The organism is Thiocapsa sp. C2-2m, from assembly GCF_041903745.1.
Taxonomy (GTDB): Bacteria; Pseudomonadota; Gammaproteobacteria; order Chromatiales; family Chromatiaceae; genus Thiocapsa; species Thiocapsa roseilacustris.
Genome location: NZ_JBBWVD010000049.1, coordinates 1 through 15,246 on the forward strand (window position 1 = coordinate 1; position 15,246 = coordinate 15,246).

14 protein-coding genes are annotated in these 15,246 nt (G+C 66.6%); 7 read left to right on the forward strand and 7 right to left on the reverse strand.

All coding sequences use genetic code 11. From position 1 onward, the window contains the following. The 5 genes from rsxC to AADX97_RS25650 all read left to right on the forward strand — a co-directional run. A partial coding sequence (rsxC, locus tag AADX97_RS25630; protein ID WP_374239335.1) for an electron transport complex subunit RsxC occupies positions 1-1,063 on the forward strand: 1,063 nt, incomplete at its 5' end. Between the two features lie 3 nt (positions 1,064-1,066). Continuing rightward, positions 1,067-2,194 (forward strand): RnfABCDGE type electron transport complex subunit D, encoded by a 1,128-nt coding sequence (locus AADX97_RS25635; protein ID WP_374236940.1) that lies wholly within the window; start codon positions 1,067-1,069, stop codon positions 2,192-2,194. Beyond that, positions 2,191-2,850: an electron transport complex subunit RsxG gene (gene rsxG, locus AADX97_RS25640; protein WP_374236939.1), complete on the forward strand. Its 660-nt coding sequence runs from the start codon at positions 2,191-2,193 to the stop codon at positions 2,848-2,850. Before AADX97_RS25635 ends, rsxG begins: the two co-directional genes overlap by 4 nt. A gap of 94 nt (positions 2,851-2,944) precedes the next feature. Further along, on the forward strand, positions 2,945-3,649 hold the full coding sequence (locus AADX97_RS25645; protein ID WP_374236938.1) for an electron transport complex subunit E: 705 nt from the start codon (positions 2,945-2,947) through the stop codon (positions 3,647-3,649). Positions 3,650-3,671: 22 nt separating this feature from the next. Further along, positions 3,672-3,953 carry an RnfH family protein gene (locus AADX97_RS25650; protein ID WP_374236937.1) on the forward strand — a complete coding sequence of 94 codons (282 nt, stop codon included), beginning with the start codon at positions 3,672-3,674 and terminating at the stop codon, positions 3,951-3,953. 11 nt (positions 3,954-3,964) lie between these two features. Here the strand turns inward: AADX97_RS25650 and AADX97_RS25655 are convergent, their stop codons facing one another. From AADX97_RS25655 to AADX97_RS25670, 4 genes are read right to left on the reverse strand one after another with little or no spacing between them, the layout of a single operon-like run. Then, the gene (locus AADX97_RS25655) at positions 3,965-5,038 is read right to left on the reverse strand and encodes a glycosyltransferase (RefSeq protein ID WP_374236935.1); all 1,074 of its coding nucleotides are present in this window, start codon (positions 5,036-5,038) and stop codon (positions 3,965-3,967) included. Positions 5,039-5,072: 34 nt separating this feature from the next. Continuing rightward, entirely contained in the window at positions 5,073-6,179 is a 1,107-nt protein-coding gene (locus AADX97_RS25660; protein ID WP_374236934.1) for a glycosyltransferase, read from the reverse strand. After that, positions 6,176-7,213: a glycosyltransferase family 9 protein gene (locus tag AADX97_RS25665; protein WP_374236933.1), complete on the reverse strand. Its 1,038-nt coding sequence runs from the start codon at positions 7,211-7,213 to the stop codon at positions 6,176-6,178. The genes AADX97_RS25660 and AADX97_RS25665 overlap by 4 nt, the downstream gene beginning before the upstream one ends. Further along, the gene (locus AADX97_RS25670; RefSeq protein WP_374236932.1) at positions 7,210-8,526 is read right to left on the reverse strand and encodes an O-antigen ligase family protein; all 1,317 of its coding nucleotides are present in this window, start codon (positions 8,524-8,526) and stop codon (positions 7,210-7,212) included. The genes AADX97_RS25665 and AADX97_RS25670 overlap by 4 nt, the downstream gene beginning before the upstream one ends. Before the next feature lie 459 nt (positions 8,527-8,985). On the opposite strand from AADX97_RS25670, the gene AADX97_RS25675 reads away from it, so the two are divergent. Then, on the forward strand, positions 8,986-10,167 hold the full coding sequence (locus AADX97_RS25675; protein ID WP_374236931.1) for a glycosyltransferase: 1,182 nt from the start codon (positions 8,986-8,988) through the stop codon (positions 10,165-10,167). A gap of 633 nt (positions 10,168-10,800) precedes the next feature. Here the strand turns inward: AADX97_RS25675 and AADX97_RS25680 are convergent. Continuing rightward, positions 10,801-11,286 carry a cyclic nucleotide-binding domain-containing protein gene (locus AADX97_RS25680; protein WP_374236930.1) on the reverse strand — a complete coding sequence of 162 codons (486 nt, stop codon included), beginning with the start codon at positions 11,284-11,286 and terminating at the stop codon, positions 10,801-10,803. 287 nt (positions 11,287-11,573) lie between these two features. On the opposite strand from AADX97_RS25680, the gene AADX97_RS25685 reads away from it, so the two are divergent. Further along, the gene (locus tag AADX97_RS25685; protein WP_374236929.1) at positions 11,574-12,011 is read left to right on the forward strand and encodes a DUF29 domain-containing protein; all 438 of its coding nucleotides are present in this window, start codon (positions 11,574-11,576) and stop codon (positions 12,009-12,011) included. Positions 12,012-12,032: 21 nt separating this feature from the next. Here the strand turns inward: AADX97_RS25685 and AADX97_RS25690 are convergent, their stop codons facing one another. Beyond that, entirely contained in the window at positions 12,033-13,166 is a 1,134-nt protein-coding gene (locus AADX97_RS25690; protein ID WP_374236928.1) for a glycosyltransferase, read from the reverse strand. A 2-nt stretch (positions 13,167-13,168) separates the two neighbouring features. Further along, complete coding sequence (gene asnB, locus AADX97_RS25695) at positions 13,169-14,998, reverse strand: asparagine synthase (glutamine-hydrolyzing) (RefSeq protein WP_374236927.1); 1,830 nt, start codon at positions 14,996-14,998, stop codon at positions 13,169-13,171. Between the last annotated feature and the right edge of the window lie 248 nt (positions 14,999-15,246).

The following is a 15,246-nucleotide window of genomic DNA, read 5'->3' on the forward strand; positions in this document are numbered from 1 at the left end:
GGTGCGCACCCGCTACCGGCTGCACACCCTGGTCATCAACGGGGCCGAGTGCGAGCCCTACCTGACCTGCGACGATCGCCTGATGCGCGAGCAAGCCGACGCGGTCGTCGACGGGATCCGCATCCTGGCCCATGGGCTGGGTGTGGAGCGGATCATCATCGCCATCGAGAACAACAAAGCCGAGGCACAGGCCGCGATGGCGATCGCTGCCGCCGTCGATCCCCGGATTCGGATCGCCCGGCTGCCGACACGGTATCCGATGGGCTCGGAGCGACACCTGGTCCAAGCGCTGACCGGGCAGGAGACCCCGGCTCGCGGGCTCACCGCGGACATCGGCGTGGTCGTCCATAATGGCGCGACCGCCTTCGCGGTTCATGATGCCCTGCGGTACGGACGGCCGCTGGTCTCCAGGGTCGTGACCGTCAGCGGCGGGGCCATCTCCCGTCCGCGCAACCTGCGCGTCCCGCTGGGGACGCGCGTGCAGGATCTGCTGAATTATTGCGGCGGCTTTACCGAAGAGCCGGCGCAGTTGATCAGCGGCGGTCCCATGATGGGGCAACCCCTGCCCGAGACGCGGGTCCCCATGGTCAAGGGCAGCAACGGCGTGCTGGCGCTGACCGCGCGCGAGGTCGCCCGTCGCGAGCCCATGCCCTGTATCCGCTGTGCGAGCTGCGTGCAGGCGTGTCCCTGCGGCCTGGTGCCGCTGGAGATGGCAGCGCATACCCGCGCCGGGGATCTCGAGGGCGCTGTGGGTCTCGGGCTCATGGACTGCATCGGATGCGGGTCCTGTGCCTATGTCTGTCCGGCCCACATCCCGCTGGTGCAATTCTTCAACTATGCCAAGGGCGAGATGGCCGCGCGCGGACGCTCCAAGCAAAAGCTCCTGGAGACCAAGCGCCTGGCCGAGCAGCGCGCGGCCCGGATCGACGCAATGCAACGCGCCAAGCGCGAGGCCCTGGCCAAACGCAAGCGCGAGCAGGCGGCGAGTCAAGCCGCCGCCAAGGCCGCGGCGCCGATCGCTCCCGCGGATGCACCCGCAGCCGCGCTCGCCGGAGAGGATTGACCCATGCGCGAGACCACCGCCTCTACGATCGCCGCGCCCTACGTTCACCAGCCGGTCAGCATCCCGCGGACCATGGGTCTGGTGATGGTGGCCCTGGTGCCGACCACACTCTTTGGATTCTGGCAGTTCGGTTGGCCGGCGATTTGGCTCTTCGTCGCCACCCTGCTCGCGGCCCTGCTTGCCGAGACCCTCGCGCTCGGCATCGCCGGCAAGCGGGTGCGGCCGTTTCTCTTCGACGGCTCGGCGGTCCTGACCGGCTGGCTGCTGGCGCTGAGTCTGCCGCCTTGGGCGCCTTGGTGGATCGGCGTGGTCGGCGCTCTGATCGCCATCCTGGTCACCAAGCATGTCTTCGGCGGCATCGGTCAGAACCTCTTCAATCCGGCGATGGTCGCGCGCGTCGCCCTGTTGATCTCCTTCCCGCTGGAGATGACGACCTATGTCGCGCCCGCGCCGCTCTTCTCGGCCGGCGCGCCCGGTCCGCTCGATGGACTGGCAATCAGCCTGGGCGCCGGCGCGAGCGACGCTCTGAGCGGGGCGACCCTGCTCAGCCACGTCCGCACCGAGCTCGGGCAGGGTCTGGAGCTGCCCCGGATCCTTGCGGAGACTGGCTCGGTCTGGAGCGACGCCGTCGGAATCCTGTCGGGCAGCATGGGCGAGACCTCAGCCCTCTTGATTCTACTCGGCGGACTCTTTCTCCTGGCCAAGCGGGTGATCACCTGGTACATCCCGGTGTCGATGCTCGGGACCGTCGCACTGCTCGCGACCCTCATGCACCTGATCGATCCGGGACAATATCCGGGGCCCCTGTTCCATCTCTTCTCGGGCGCCACGCTGCTCGGTGCATTCTTCATCGCCACGGACCCGGTCACCTCGCCGGTCTCGCGCCGCGGCCAGATCCTCTTCGGATTCGGCTGCGGTGCGCTGGTCTACGTCATCCGCACCTGGGCCGGCTATCCCGAGGGCGTGGCCTTCGCGGTCATCCTCATGAACGCCGCAACGCCCTTGATCGATCATTACGTGCGTCCGCGGGTCTTCGGGCGCGATCGCCGGGGTCAACCGCTCGCGCCCGCCGAGTCCCCGGCCGTTGGCGCCGCAGTCAACGCCACAGTCAAGAAGGAGGGCGCGCGATGAGCACCCTGGTTTCGCCTCGTCTGCGCGAGGGCGCCGCCTATCGCGGCTTGGTCCTGGGCGGCTTCACGGCACTTGCCGCGGCCTTGCTGGTCCTGGCCGACGCGGTGACCCGCGAGCCGATCGCGCTGCGTCGCGCCGAGGATATGAACGCCTCGCTGTCGCAGGTCATCCCGCCGCGCCTGCACGAGAACGACCTCCTCGCCGCCACGCTCAGCCTGACCGACGCGCAGGGAGAACCGGTCCTGGTCTATCGCGGCATCGCGCAGGGACAGGTGAGCGCGGTCGCGTTCGAGGTCGTCGGTTTCGGCTATGCCGGGGAGATCCGTACCCTGCTCGGTCTTGCGCCGGACGGGGGCGTCCTGGGCGCGCGGGTCCTCTCGCACAAGGAAACGCCCGGACTCGGCGACAAGATCGAGGCCACGAAGGATGACTGGATCCTGGGTTTCGAGGGGCTGTCCCTGGGCAACCCGCCGGCCGAACGTTGGGGCGTGAAGAAGGACGGCGGCGAGTTCGATCAATTCAGCGGCGCCACCATTACGCCGCGCGCCGTGGTGCGCTCGCTGAAGGACGGACTGGAATTCTTTGCCGCCCGACGCGAGACCATCCTGACCATGCCGAGCACGGACCCGGTCGCGGCGGCGAGCCCCTCGCCATGACCTGCCCGCGGCCCTGTATGTACCGACGTCCGGCCGATCTCGCACCGGCCGATCGAGTGACCTTTGCCGATTCACGCGCGACCGGAGCACAGCGATGAGCACGCAGACCGAACCGACCGAGGCAACCCCCTGGGGCTCCATCGTCCGCGACGGGCTCTGGAGCAACAACGTCATCCTGAGCCAAGCCCTGGCCCTCTGTCCGACCCTCGCGGTGACCGGCACGGCGACCAACGGGCTCGGCATGGGGTTGGCCACGACGGCGGTCCTCCTGGCCTCGAACATCCTGGTCTCCCTGATCCGCGGCGTCGTCATCCCGGAGATCCGCATCCCGATCTACATCGTGCTCATCGCCACGCTCGTCACCCTGGTGGATCTCGGACTCAACGCCTATGTCCATGAGCTGCATAAGGTCTTGGGTCTGTTCATCGCCCTAATCGTGGTCAACTGCGCCGTTCTGGGCCGCGCCGAATCCTTTGCCTCCAAGCAAAATGTCGCGGCCTCCGCGATGGACGGCTTGGCCATGGGGTTGGGCTTTACCGCCGTCCTCGTCGTTCTCGGCGGCGTTCGCGAGGTCATCGGCAGCGGAACCCTCTTCTCGGGGGCCTCGCTCCTGCTCGGCGAGGGAATGTCCTTTCTGGAAACGACCCTCATCCCCGACTATCGCGGGTTCCTGCTTGCGATCCTGCCTCCCGGCGGATTCATCGCGCTCGGCTTCATCCTCGCAGGCAGGCGGCTGATCGATGCAGGGATCGCGTCGGCCAAGCGACGCGGCATCACGACGAATCGAGCCATCGCTTAACCCTTCCGAAGAGGATCGTCGCATGCATGTCGGTGTCGCATACGCGGACAAGTTCAAGCAGACCTGGCTGAAGCTCGATGTCCCCGACGGGAGCACCGCACGCGACGCGATCGAGCGCTCGGGTCTGCTTGACCAGTTTCCCGAGATCGATCTGACCGAGAACAAGATCGGCATCTTCGGCCGGCTCGTGAAGCTCGAGACCCGTCTGAGCGACGGCGATCGGGTGGAGATCTACCGTCCGATCACAGCCGACCCGGAGACCGTCGAGCGACGCGACCAAGTGGACACGGACGACGGCGACTGACGAGGTTGCCCTCAGCGTGCAAGCTCCCGATACAGGGCCAGATATTGATCCAGGATGGTCTCGCGACTGAAGTCGTGCTGCACCCGGGCATGGCCGCGCTCGGCGAGGTCGGACCTGAGCGTCGGGTTGGACAGGACCTCGCGAATCCCCTCGGCGAGTGCGACGGCATCCGCGCAAGGCACGGCCCATCCGTCCTCGCCATGCCGCACGATCTCCCGCGCCCCGCGAAAATTGGCCGTCACCAAGGGTTTGCGCCAGGCCCAGGCCTCCAAGATGACATTGCCCATCGGCTCCTCGTCCAACGACGGGAAGACCACGAGATCCGCCATCTGCAGGTAAGCCGATGGATCCTTCTGCCAGCCGGTCCAGAGGATGCGCGTCTCCTGCCCGACTTCGATCGCCTGACGATGCAGATCCGGCCCCAAGGGTCCGTCGCCGACGATGATCAGCCGCAACGGCCGTCCGTCGATCGTCTCCGGGAGTCGGGCCATGGCATCGACGAGGTGCCGATGTCCCTTGAAGCCGACCAGCCTCCCCAAGGTGACCATCACCCACGCATCCTCCGGGACGCCATGCCGTATTCTCAGCTCGGCCACCTGCTCCGGCGCCACCGGATGGACCGGCTCGGCGAAGTTGTAGATGTGATGGACGCGATCCGCCGGCAAGTCGTTTCGGACCATCCAATCGCAGAGCTGCTTGGTGTTGCCGATCCAGCCGTGGGCATGTCGAAAGGGTTCGAGGGCGTAATAGCCGCCGAGCCGGGCGAGATGGACCGGCCCTTTCAACGGGCTCAGATGTGTCAGCCGGGTGGCCCGTCCCATATAGGTCTGGACGATGTCCGGTCGGACCCGGCCGATGGTACGCGACACGGCATCGCGCGAGAGCGGATCCCAGGTGGTGAGAAAGGGCAGGCGATGGACCTGGAGCGAACCGTAGTCGAGATCGTCGAGACCGCTGCCGCGGCGGATCGCCAGGTCGACCGGGGCTCCGCGCTCGGCGAGCGCAAGACTGAAGCGGATCGCCCAGCGCTCGGCACCGCCGAGGGCCTTGCTGGCAACCATTTGGAGACTGGATGGATCTGACATAAAGGGCTGGAGTCGTTCGTCAAGTCGAAATCCGTTACCCCGGCTCGGAGTGCAGGGTAGCTTCGCGCGACAGCTCGCGATAGACCGCGAGGTTTCCCTCCACCATGACGTCGATGGAGAATTCGCGCGCCATCAGGGCCTGTCCGCTTGTGCCGAGTCTTCGGCGACGCTCCGGGTCGGAGAGCAGGGCCTCAAGCGCTGCCCTCAATGCCCCGATGTCGCCGGGGGGTACCAAGAGTCCGTTCTCGCCGTCGCGCACTGCCTCCGGGATACCGCCGACGCGGTTCGCGACGATCGGCACGCCCGCGCTCGCGGCCTGGAGCAAGGAGACGCCGAGGCCCTCCATGCGTGCCGGATGGACGAGGAGATCCAGGCAGGGCATGAGCTCGGCGAGGTCGTCGCGGAAGCCGAGGAGCCGGATACGCCTGGTCAGACCCTTCCGATCGATCCGTGTTTTGAGCGCATCCGCGAGCGGCCCCTTCCCGAAGAAGAGCACCTGAAGGCGGGGATAGCGATCCATCAAAGTGGGCAGGGCCTCGATCAGATCGGCGTGCCCCTTGCGCTGGATCAGTTGGGCGACGACGCCGATCAAAATGGCGTCCTCGGTCACCCCGAGTCGGGCGGCGATCGAGGCGCGAGCGCAGGGTCGGGCGTAGGTGGCGTAATCGACCGCGCTGCGAACGACCCGCAGCTTCTCGGCGGGCAGTCCCTCGGCAAGCAGCACATCGCGAATCCCCTCGGAGATGGCCACCACGCGGTCGAAAAGCCGGTACTTGAGCGCGACCAGCCAACGCGGCTCGGGGTTGTCGACCCGGCGGGTGTAGATGACCGGCACCCCGCTCAGGCGCGCCGCGATGCCGCCCATGACGTCGGCGCCGATGCGGCTGTGCAGGTGCACCAGATCCGGTCGGCTCGCACGGATCAGGCGTCGCAGGCGCATGACCATCGGCAGGTCCAGATCACCGCGCATCGGAAGGCCGTAAACACGCGCGACGGGTGCCGCGGCCTCGGCCAGGGCGCATCCTGCAGGGCAGGCGAGCAGATTGTCGTGACCACGCGCGACAAGCCCGCGCAGCAGGTGCAGGACTTGATAGGCCCCGCCGTAGAGATGCCGCCCGCCCTCGACGTGAAGGATCCTCACGGCGCAACCCCGAGCACGCCGCGGGCCGCGTCCATGATCTCGTCGGTCGTGATCAGACGCATGCAGGTGAAGGCCCCGTCGCAGGTCGGGCGACGTTTGCAGGGCGAGCAGTCGAGCTTGTGATACAGCACCCGGGCGTTGGCGCGGGTGGTGTCGAGATAGGGACAGGTCGAGCCGAAGAGGAGTAGGCTCGGGGTGCCGAAGGCGATGCCTATGTGACCCAGGCCGGTATCCACGCCAATCAGGAGCGAGGCGCGGTCGATCAAGGCCGCGGCCTCGATGAGGCTGGTGCGGCCCGTGAGATCGACCAAGGAAGTGTCGGCGGCATCGCCGATCCGTGTTGCGGCCTCGAGGTCCGCCGGAGCGCCGAGCAAGACCGGCGTCAGGCCGAGATCCGCCTGGATCCGCGCCGCAAGCGGTGCCCAACGCTCCTCGATCCAGTGTTTCTGCGGACGCGTCGTGAAGGGGCAGAGCACCGCAAAGCCGTCGCTCAGATCATGCTTGGCGATGATCCGATCGGCGAAGTCAGCCTCGGTCTCGCCGTAATGGATGGCCATCGCGAAGTCCTCCACCGGCAGCCCTAAGGTCTCTGCCAGATAAAGATACTCCGATCCGATACGCCGGGGATCCCCGCCGCGCAGAAGCGTCCGCGTCATCAGCCATCGGCTGCCCTCGCGCGACCCCAGACCGATCCGTTCGCGAGCATCCGAGAGCCGCGTCAAGGCGCCGCTTTTGAGCAATCCCTGCAGGTCGATGGCGAGGTCGAAGCGATATTCGCGCAGATTCGTCCGCAGTGCCGCGATACCGGACAGCAGCTCGCGCAGTCGTCGCTCGCGCCACAGGCGCCGCCAGTGCCCGAGCGGACAGGCGATGACCTCGTCCAGATCCGGATGTCGGTCCAGCAGGGAGCGATACTCGGGCTGCACCAGCCAGGCGATGTGCGCCTGCGGATAGGCGCGTCGCAGGGCCGCAATCAACGGCGAGGCGAAGACGATGTCGCCGATTGCGGAGAGCCTGACGATGAGTATCTTCACCCGCGGCCGCCCCCCGAGGACTCGGTCAGCCTTGCGAGACGGAAGCTGTAGGCCGCCCCGGCGAGCAGGATCCAGAAGACCATCCAGTCGCTGCGCACCACGCGATAGTTGAACAGATTCCAGATCAGCACGAACATGAGGGTAATCAGGAAGAGTCGGCAAAGGTCAACGGGCAGCCGTCCGGCGCGACACTCGGTGCCGGTCGCGCGCACCAGCGCCCAGACCAGGGCGACCGCCAACAACAGACCCACGGCGCCGAATTGAAACAGCGTCTCGGCATAGGCGTTGTGCAGGTGCGGGAGCCAATTGACGTTGTCCAGAAGGGTGTCCGTGCGTCCGCTGGTCGCGATCCATTCGCGGCTGGTGCCCGCACCCCAGCCGAACCAGGGGCGTTCGCGCCATTTCTCGACAGTGAAGAGCAGGGCGTTGACGCGCAGGCCGACCGGGTCGGAGGTCACCTCGGTCACATCGCCGCTCATCACCTGCTGCAGGGTGTCGGTCTGGTCGGTGAGCCGCATCGCGATCGTTTGATACTGACTCGCCAGGAAGGCCCCGAGGGCGGCGGCGACCAGCAGGATCGCAAACCAGCGTCGGCGTGCGGGTCTTGCCGTCGTCGCCTGTCGCGCCCGCCATTCCAGAAACGCCAAGACCGCCAGCCCGCCGAGAAAGCCGAGCCAGGAGCCGCGCGATTGGGACAGGAGCAGGCCTTCCAGCATGACGAGCAGCCAGACGGCCCAGAGCGTCGTCGCGAGCCAGCGCTGCCAAGGTCGGTCGCGCATCGCCCAGAAGGCACGGCGTGTCGCGAGGAGCCCGAGCGCCCCGAGTCCGGCGAACATGCCGAAGGCGATCGACGGAAGATAAGCATCGAACCGGGTCGAGAAGAAGGCGGCGTCGAAGGTCGCCCAGTCGATCTTGCGAAAGGTCGCGAGGGTGAAGCCCGCGAGCCCGAGCAGCAGAACCATGCGCACCCGATCCGGGCGTCCTGCGACCCAGTAGGCGAGCGGGATGAAGAGCAGCATCTTCACCCAATCCGTTCCGTTGTCGATGACGGCCTCTGCGAGCGCCGGGGTCGGCGCCAGGAGGTAGGCGGTCACGCTGTGCACGGCGACATAGATGCCGAACACCATGGCCAGCAGTGCGACCGGATCCCGCACGAGCCGCCGCCAGGCGTCGAACCGGATCAGGAAGGCTAGGGCCAGCAGGACCAGGCCGACGGTGGCCGGTGTGATCCCGAGCAGCCCGAAGAAGGCAAAGACATAAAGGCCGACGAGACCTGCACGTGACCAACCGTCGGTCGGCACGATGCTTGGCATAAGGCGGGGCGTCTCGGGCAAGGTCGGCGTCTCGATGGGTTCGCGGGATGAGGATCTCGCCTCGGGACGGGTATGATACGCGGGATCGCGTACCCGGGTGCATCGAGGCGCGGGCCTCCAGGAGTTCCAAATTTGACTCTCGGCGGTTGGCAAGACCATCGGACCGCCGACTTCTGTCGGTGCGCATCCCGGAAGACGGTGCCGGCGCCGTCGCTTCCAAAGCGCGTGCCCCCGTGCCGACTGAAGTCGGTGGTCCGGGGCGCCGGGCTCAAGGCTGGCGCGACCGAGGCCGTCGGCGAGTTTGGAATTGCTGGCGGGCCTCATGGGCGTTGCGGTCGGACCGTATTACTCAAGCCCGGCATCCCAGAGCAGCATGCGTCGCTCATGACGCTCCGGCAGAACAATTCGACATCCAACACAAGACCCGGCCCGGTGCGACCGCCGTGTCGAGGACGATCAATGCCCGTCATCGCCCCTTCGGATCACCCAATCGCCGAACCTTCGTCTCATCCCGCGTCGAATTCGGCGTCGCGCCCGGTCTGCCTCTTCATCCCGAGCTTCGGCGACGGCGGGGTGGAGCGCATGATGGTCAACATCGCTCGCGGGATTGCCGATCAGGGTGTCCCGGTCGACTTCGTGGTCGGACGGCGCGAGGCGCCTTTTCTGGATAGTCTCCCGGCCACGGTAACCGTTCATGCGCTCGGCCGTGTTCCGCCGCGAGAGCGACAGCGTTTCCTCGCCGCGTATGTCGAGCGCCGTCGACCCTCCGTCGTCCTCTCGGCCAAGACCGAGGACGATCGCATCGCGCTCGCGGTGAAGGCGGCCTCGTCGACCGACACGCGGTATTTTCTGCGCCCCGGGACCACCATGTCCGAGCGCTGGCGTGCGCGCGGGAAGAATCGGCTCAAACGCTGGTGGGAGCAGCGCGAGCTGCGGAGCCTCTTTCAGCGGGCGGACGGGGTCGTCGCCGTGTCCGAAGGGGTCGCGGCCGACATCGCCGAGGTGACGGACATCCCGCCGAGCCGCATCCGGGTGGTGCGCAACCCCAACATCACGCCCGAGTTCTATGCACAAGCCCATGACCCGCTGGATCACCCCTGGTTCGGAACCGATCAGCCGCCGGTCATCATGGGCGTCGGCGGTCTGCGTACCCAGAAGGACTTCGGGACCCTGATCAAGGCGTTCGCCCTGCTGCATGCGCGTCTGCCCTGTCGGCTGATGATCCTCGGACAGGGTCGTCAGCAGGGGCGCCTCCTGCGCCTCGCGCGGGATTTGGGCGTTGCCGACGACGTCGCCCTCCCCGGTTTCGAGCCCAATCCCTACCGCTTTCTGGCGCGCGCCAAGCTCTTCGCCCTTTCCTCGCTATGGGAAGGCTCACCCAATGTCCTGACCGAGGCGCTCGCGCTGGGCACACCCGTGGTCTCGACCGATTGCCGCAGCGGACCGCGAGAGATCACTCGCGACGGCGCCTTCGGTGCCTTGGTTCCGGTCGGCGATGCCGATGCGCTTGCGGCCGCGATGGAAGAGACCCTGCGAGATCCGCCCTCCCCCGATGTTTTGAAGGAGGCGGTGCAGGAGTATCGGATGGACATCAGCGCACGGCGCTATCTCGCGGCCTTCGGGCTGGTTGCCGAGGCTTGATCCTATTAGTAATCCGGACCCGTAGCGGGATTGGTCATGGCGCGGATTCCGGGAGAGGCCGAAGCGAACGGACTTCTGTTCGAATAAAGGTTGCCTATGCGTTACCATAACAGATGGTCGAGGTCGTCCAGTACGAGACGCAAGCCGGGGACTGTCCCTTCGGTACGTGGTTCGAAGATCTCGATGCGCGGGCCGCAGCGAAGGTCCGTGCCGCTATCGCACGAGCTAATCAGGGACAGACCAAGGTTTCTTCAGACCGAACAAGCACAGAACGCAGTTTCCCGAGTCAATCAGCAGCAACCTGATAAGCATCTAGCCGACCCCGCCCGCGGGCCTACAGTTAAGGTAGATTAAAACACCAGAGCTGGAGACCCCTTTTCCCTTTTTCTTGAAGGTGACGTCTTCTTCGACGCGCTGACCCGGCAGTGGCTCGAGGGCACGCGCAAGATCTTCCCTGCGCTGCCGCCGCTGGAGTGGTAGCGACCGAGCCGCAGTCGCATGCATGTGGCGCCCGCGTGGTAATGGATGTGGGCGGCGGGTTTTTGGCTACGTCGCAAGGGGCACGCTCGGTCATCCCGGAGGCCGGGCATGGCGTTAGCGGTCGCGGGCGGGATGGGTGTGCCGGTGTTGTGCTTAGAACATCGCGTGTGAATTGTGTATGTATTTGGTCAGCTCGACATACTGGGCGTTCATGCGGCGTAGAATGTCCTGGCTGACCTCGACGATGTTCTGCATGACCCGATAGACGAGCCAGGGATCGTCCGACATCAGTGACTCGAATGCATCGCGCTCGATGCTGCACACCTGAGTCCTCCCGATCGAGCGCAGGGTCGCCGTGTGTGGGCGTCCGCTGATGAAGCCCATCTCGCCGGCCAGATCGCCGGTGCGCAAGACATGGATCGTGGTGAAATCGCCTTTTCCCAGATCGCGAGTGACCGCGATTCCCCCCTCGACGACGATGTGCAGGCTGTTGTCGCGGTTGCCCTCGGTGATGAGTGTCTCCTGGTCGTCGATCTTGCGGCAATAGGAGATTCCGGCCAGCATTCGCACTTGATCGTCGGTCAGTCCAGCGGTCAAAGGTGAACGTCGCAGGTAGGGGAAATCGGCATCGGCACTCATCGTGTATGTCCTCGCTCATGTGGCTGGAGAGCGAGCGGGAGAATAACCAAGTTGTTTTTCCAGGCGCATTGCGCTTTCGCAAACGGCCACTGCCGGTCACCGCGCAGCGCCCCGAACGGTGCCGGGGTCAGGTCTTTCATTTCGCCTCCAGGACCGCAGGCTGGGGTGAGGAACGAACCCCGGCATCTTCGGCGCCGCGGTCAAGCCGGTTCGCTCGGCTCATCCCAGCCTTCGGACTCACCATTCGGTTATCATCACTCCATGGTTGGCTATCGTAGGCACCGCGTATGAGTCACGCGTATGAGCAAGATTTCTTCTCTTGGACCCGGGAGCAGGCCGCGGCGGTACGTGAAGGGAATCTCGGGCGTATGGATCGCGAGCATCTAGCCGGAGAGATCGAAGAGATGGGACGCTCCGAGCAACGCGCGCTGGCTGCACGCATGGCGGTCATCGTCGCGCACCTCCTGAAGTTGGAGGTGCAAACCGAGCGAACGCCGACCAACGAGAAAAGTTGGCGCAACTCCGTTGCAACCCAACGTCGCCAAATCGAGCGTCTCCTCGGAAAGAACCCGGGGCTTCGCAATCCGGCCATCCTGGCCGAGGCGCTGGAATCGGCATGGGACGATGGCCGTGATTGGGCAATTCGCGAGACCGGGTTGGATCCGGAGCAGTTCCCAAGCGAGCCGATCTATGATCTGTCCGGGATTCTCGGCGAGTCTCGCTGATTCGCGAAGAACCAATCGCCCCTACCCCGCCCAGCGCGGCAGCCGCATGGCATCCAGATAGGCATCGGTGCTCGCCTCGATCTCGTAGGGTCGGGCGGCGTCCCTGAGCAGTGCTGCGGGCGGCGGTGCGTCCAGGGTCTGCAGCATGGCCGAAGCCAAGGCGGCAGCGTCGCCGACCGGCACCAAGGGGCCGATGCGTCCGTCCTGCAGGATCTCGCGCGGGCCGCTCGGACAGTCGGTGGCCACCACGGGCGTGCCGACCGCGAGTGCCTCGATGATGACGAAGCCGAGCCCCTCCCAGCGCGAGGTGAAGGTGAAGAGATCGGCATGGGCCATGAAGGCATAGGGCTCGGGGACGAAGCCGGGCAGGGCGACATCCTCGGCCACGCCCAGCTCGGCGGCGAGCGCGAGCAGGCGCTCGCGGGCACGGCCTTGGCCCAGGATCATGAGACGGCAGGGCCGTTGGGCCCGAACCCGCGCGAAGGCACGCAGCAAGGTCTCGAAGTCCTTGCGTCCGCACAGCTCGCCCGTGCCCAAGATCAGGGGCCTGTCGGAGCGTCCGAGCCAGGGGTGATCCGGACGCGCCAAGTCCTCCGTGAAGAGTGACGCCGGCACCACGGGTGAGGGCACGACGCGGATGCGCTCGCGCGCTAGGCCGGTGTAGCGCGCCATGTCGTCGGCCACGCCGGCGCTGGTCACGATCACCTGATCGGCGAAGGGATAGAGCCGGCCCATGGAGGTGCGCTGGACCCAGCGCTCGAGAGCGCCGCGGGTCGCCAGATCGATCGAGATGGTCGTCCCCGAGCTGAAGACCAAGCGCGTCGGCACCCCGGCGAGCCGGCGGGCGATCCAGCCGGCAAGCAGTGCGGTGCGATTCACCCGATCCTTGTCGGAGAGCATCACCGCCGGACGATCCCGGCGCAGATAGCGCACCAGCGCCGGCAGGCAGGCGTAGGTATGCCGCGAGCCCAGATCGACCACCGAGACCCCGTCCGGGATCGCGTCCAGATGCGGCCCATGCCGTCGAACCTTGAGCAGATCGACCCGATAGCCCCGACGCGCCAAGGCCGGGATCAGGTGCTTGGCCGCGCGGTCGACCCCGCTGTGACCAGAGGTCGAGAAGAAGCAGGCGATCCGTGGGGCGGTCGTCGCCATGATCAGGTGCCGCTCGCGATCCAATCCAAGGGATCTTCGTCGGGCGAGGGTGCGAGCCCGGGCTGCTCGATGAAGAGCCGATGCCAGATCGCGAACTGCATCAGGCCGAACAGCTCGCGACTGCCGCCCTTGGCGGCTTGACGGGCGGCGACCAGATCCCGGATGGACTCGACGCGGAACCACTCGCGGATGCCCCGGCTCTGCGCCAGGCGCTCCCCAACACGGGCCGCGACATCGCCGGTCAGCCAGTCGCCGACCGGGACGTGGAAACCGCGCTTGGGACGTGTCAGATGTCCCGGCGGCAGCATCGGCTCGGCCCAGCGCTTGAGCAGCCATTTGCCCTGATGGCCCTTGACCTTGAGCCCATCGGGCAGCGACAGGCCGAATTCGACGAGGCGATGGTCGAGAAAGGGCACCCGTCCCTCCAGCCCGAAGCCCATCAGCATGCGGTCGGTCTTTACCAGCAGGTTGTCGGGGAGGGCCGTGACCAGGTCGGTGTACTGGCGTCGTTGCAGGTCGGACCAAGTCTTCGGTGTCGACCGCCACGCCTGAAGAAAGGGTGCGCGATCCGGCGTCGTGACCGAACCGAGCGCCGGCCCGAGCAGACGTCGCGACCAGTGTCCCGACCACTGGCCGCGGGTGCGGAAACCGCCGCTGCCCGGGCTCAGCAGGCCCTTGATCCAACGTTCGGCCGGTGGCGGGCGATACCGGCCGTAGCCGGCGAAGACCTCGTCCCCGCCCTCGCCCGAGAAGACCACCTTCAGATCGGCCGCGGCGGTTTGGGCCAGGATCGAAGTCGGCAGGTTGGCATAGTCGCGCATCAGCTCGTCGGCCGCCCAGACCGTATGCGGGATGCGTGCGAAGACCTGATCGAGCTCAAGCGCCAGGGGGCGGTGATCAAGCCCGAAATGCGCCGCAACCCGTGCCGCCTCGTCCAACTCATGCGCCATCGCCGTGCCGCGATAGCCGACCGAGAAGCTCTTGATGCGACCGGCCCCGTGGGTGTGCAGCAGCGCGGCCAGCACCGCCGAGTCCACGCCGCCGGAGAGAAAGAGCCCGAAAGGCACGTCCGAGCGCATGTGCTCGTGCATGGCCGCGTGCATGAGACCGTCCAGCTCGGCTTGCGCCTCCTCAAGGCCGATCGCGCGGGGCGCGATGTCGAGCGCCGACCAGTAGCGCCTGTGCTCGATGCGCAGATCCCGATCGATGATCAGGATCTCGCCGGGCGGCACCCGTCGGATGCCTTCCAGGATGGTCTCCTCGCCGCCCGCGAACTGATTCTGCAGGAATTGCCGTAAGGCGACCGGGTTCACGCGGGGCTGCCCGGGCAGGATCGGCAGGAGCGCCTTGATCTCGGAGGCGAAGACGATGCGGTCGGGCAGGCGCACGTAGAAGAGCGGCTTGATCCCGAGCCGGTCGCGCCCGAGGATCAGCCGACCCTCCCGGGCATCGTGGAGCGCGAAGGCGAACATGCCGCGCAGCTCGTCGGGGAAATCCAGGCCGTGCACCGCATAGGCGTGCAGGATGGTCTCGGAGTCCGAGTCGGTCCGCGGCTCGCGACCCTGTGCGCGCAGCGCCGCATTCAGCTCGAGATAGTTATAGACCTCGCCGTTGGCGGCCAGCGCGAGCTGGCCGTCTGCCGAGACCATCGGCTGATGCCCGGTGGCGAGCCCGATGATCGACAGCCGTGTCTGCGCCAGTCCGACTGGGCCGTTGCAATGGATGCCCTGATCGTCCGGGCCGCGGTGGGCCAAGGTCGCGGCCATCCTGCCTAGATCGTCCGGGTTCGGGCGCGATCCTTCGCGCAGCATGAAGCCTGCGATCCCGCACATCAGCGGGTCGCCTTCGGGTCGTGGTGTCGGGTCAAGACCTGCAGCATCGGATGGCTCTATGGGGCCTGGATCATGGCCCGCGGGGCCGGTTCGGGGTGCAATCCCCCCGGCGTGTCGCGGCATTGTCGACCGACTCGATCGACCGTGACAAGCCGGGCGCATCAGCGGATCTGATCCATTCAGCCCCTTCGCGAGGACTGATGGAGTGGTTGCGCGATGATCATCGCGCCCGATCAGCCAAGTAATGG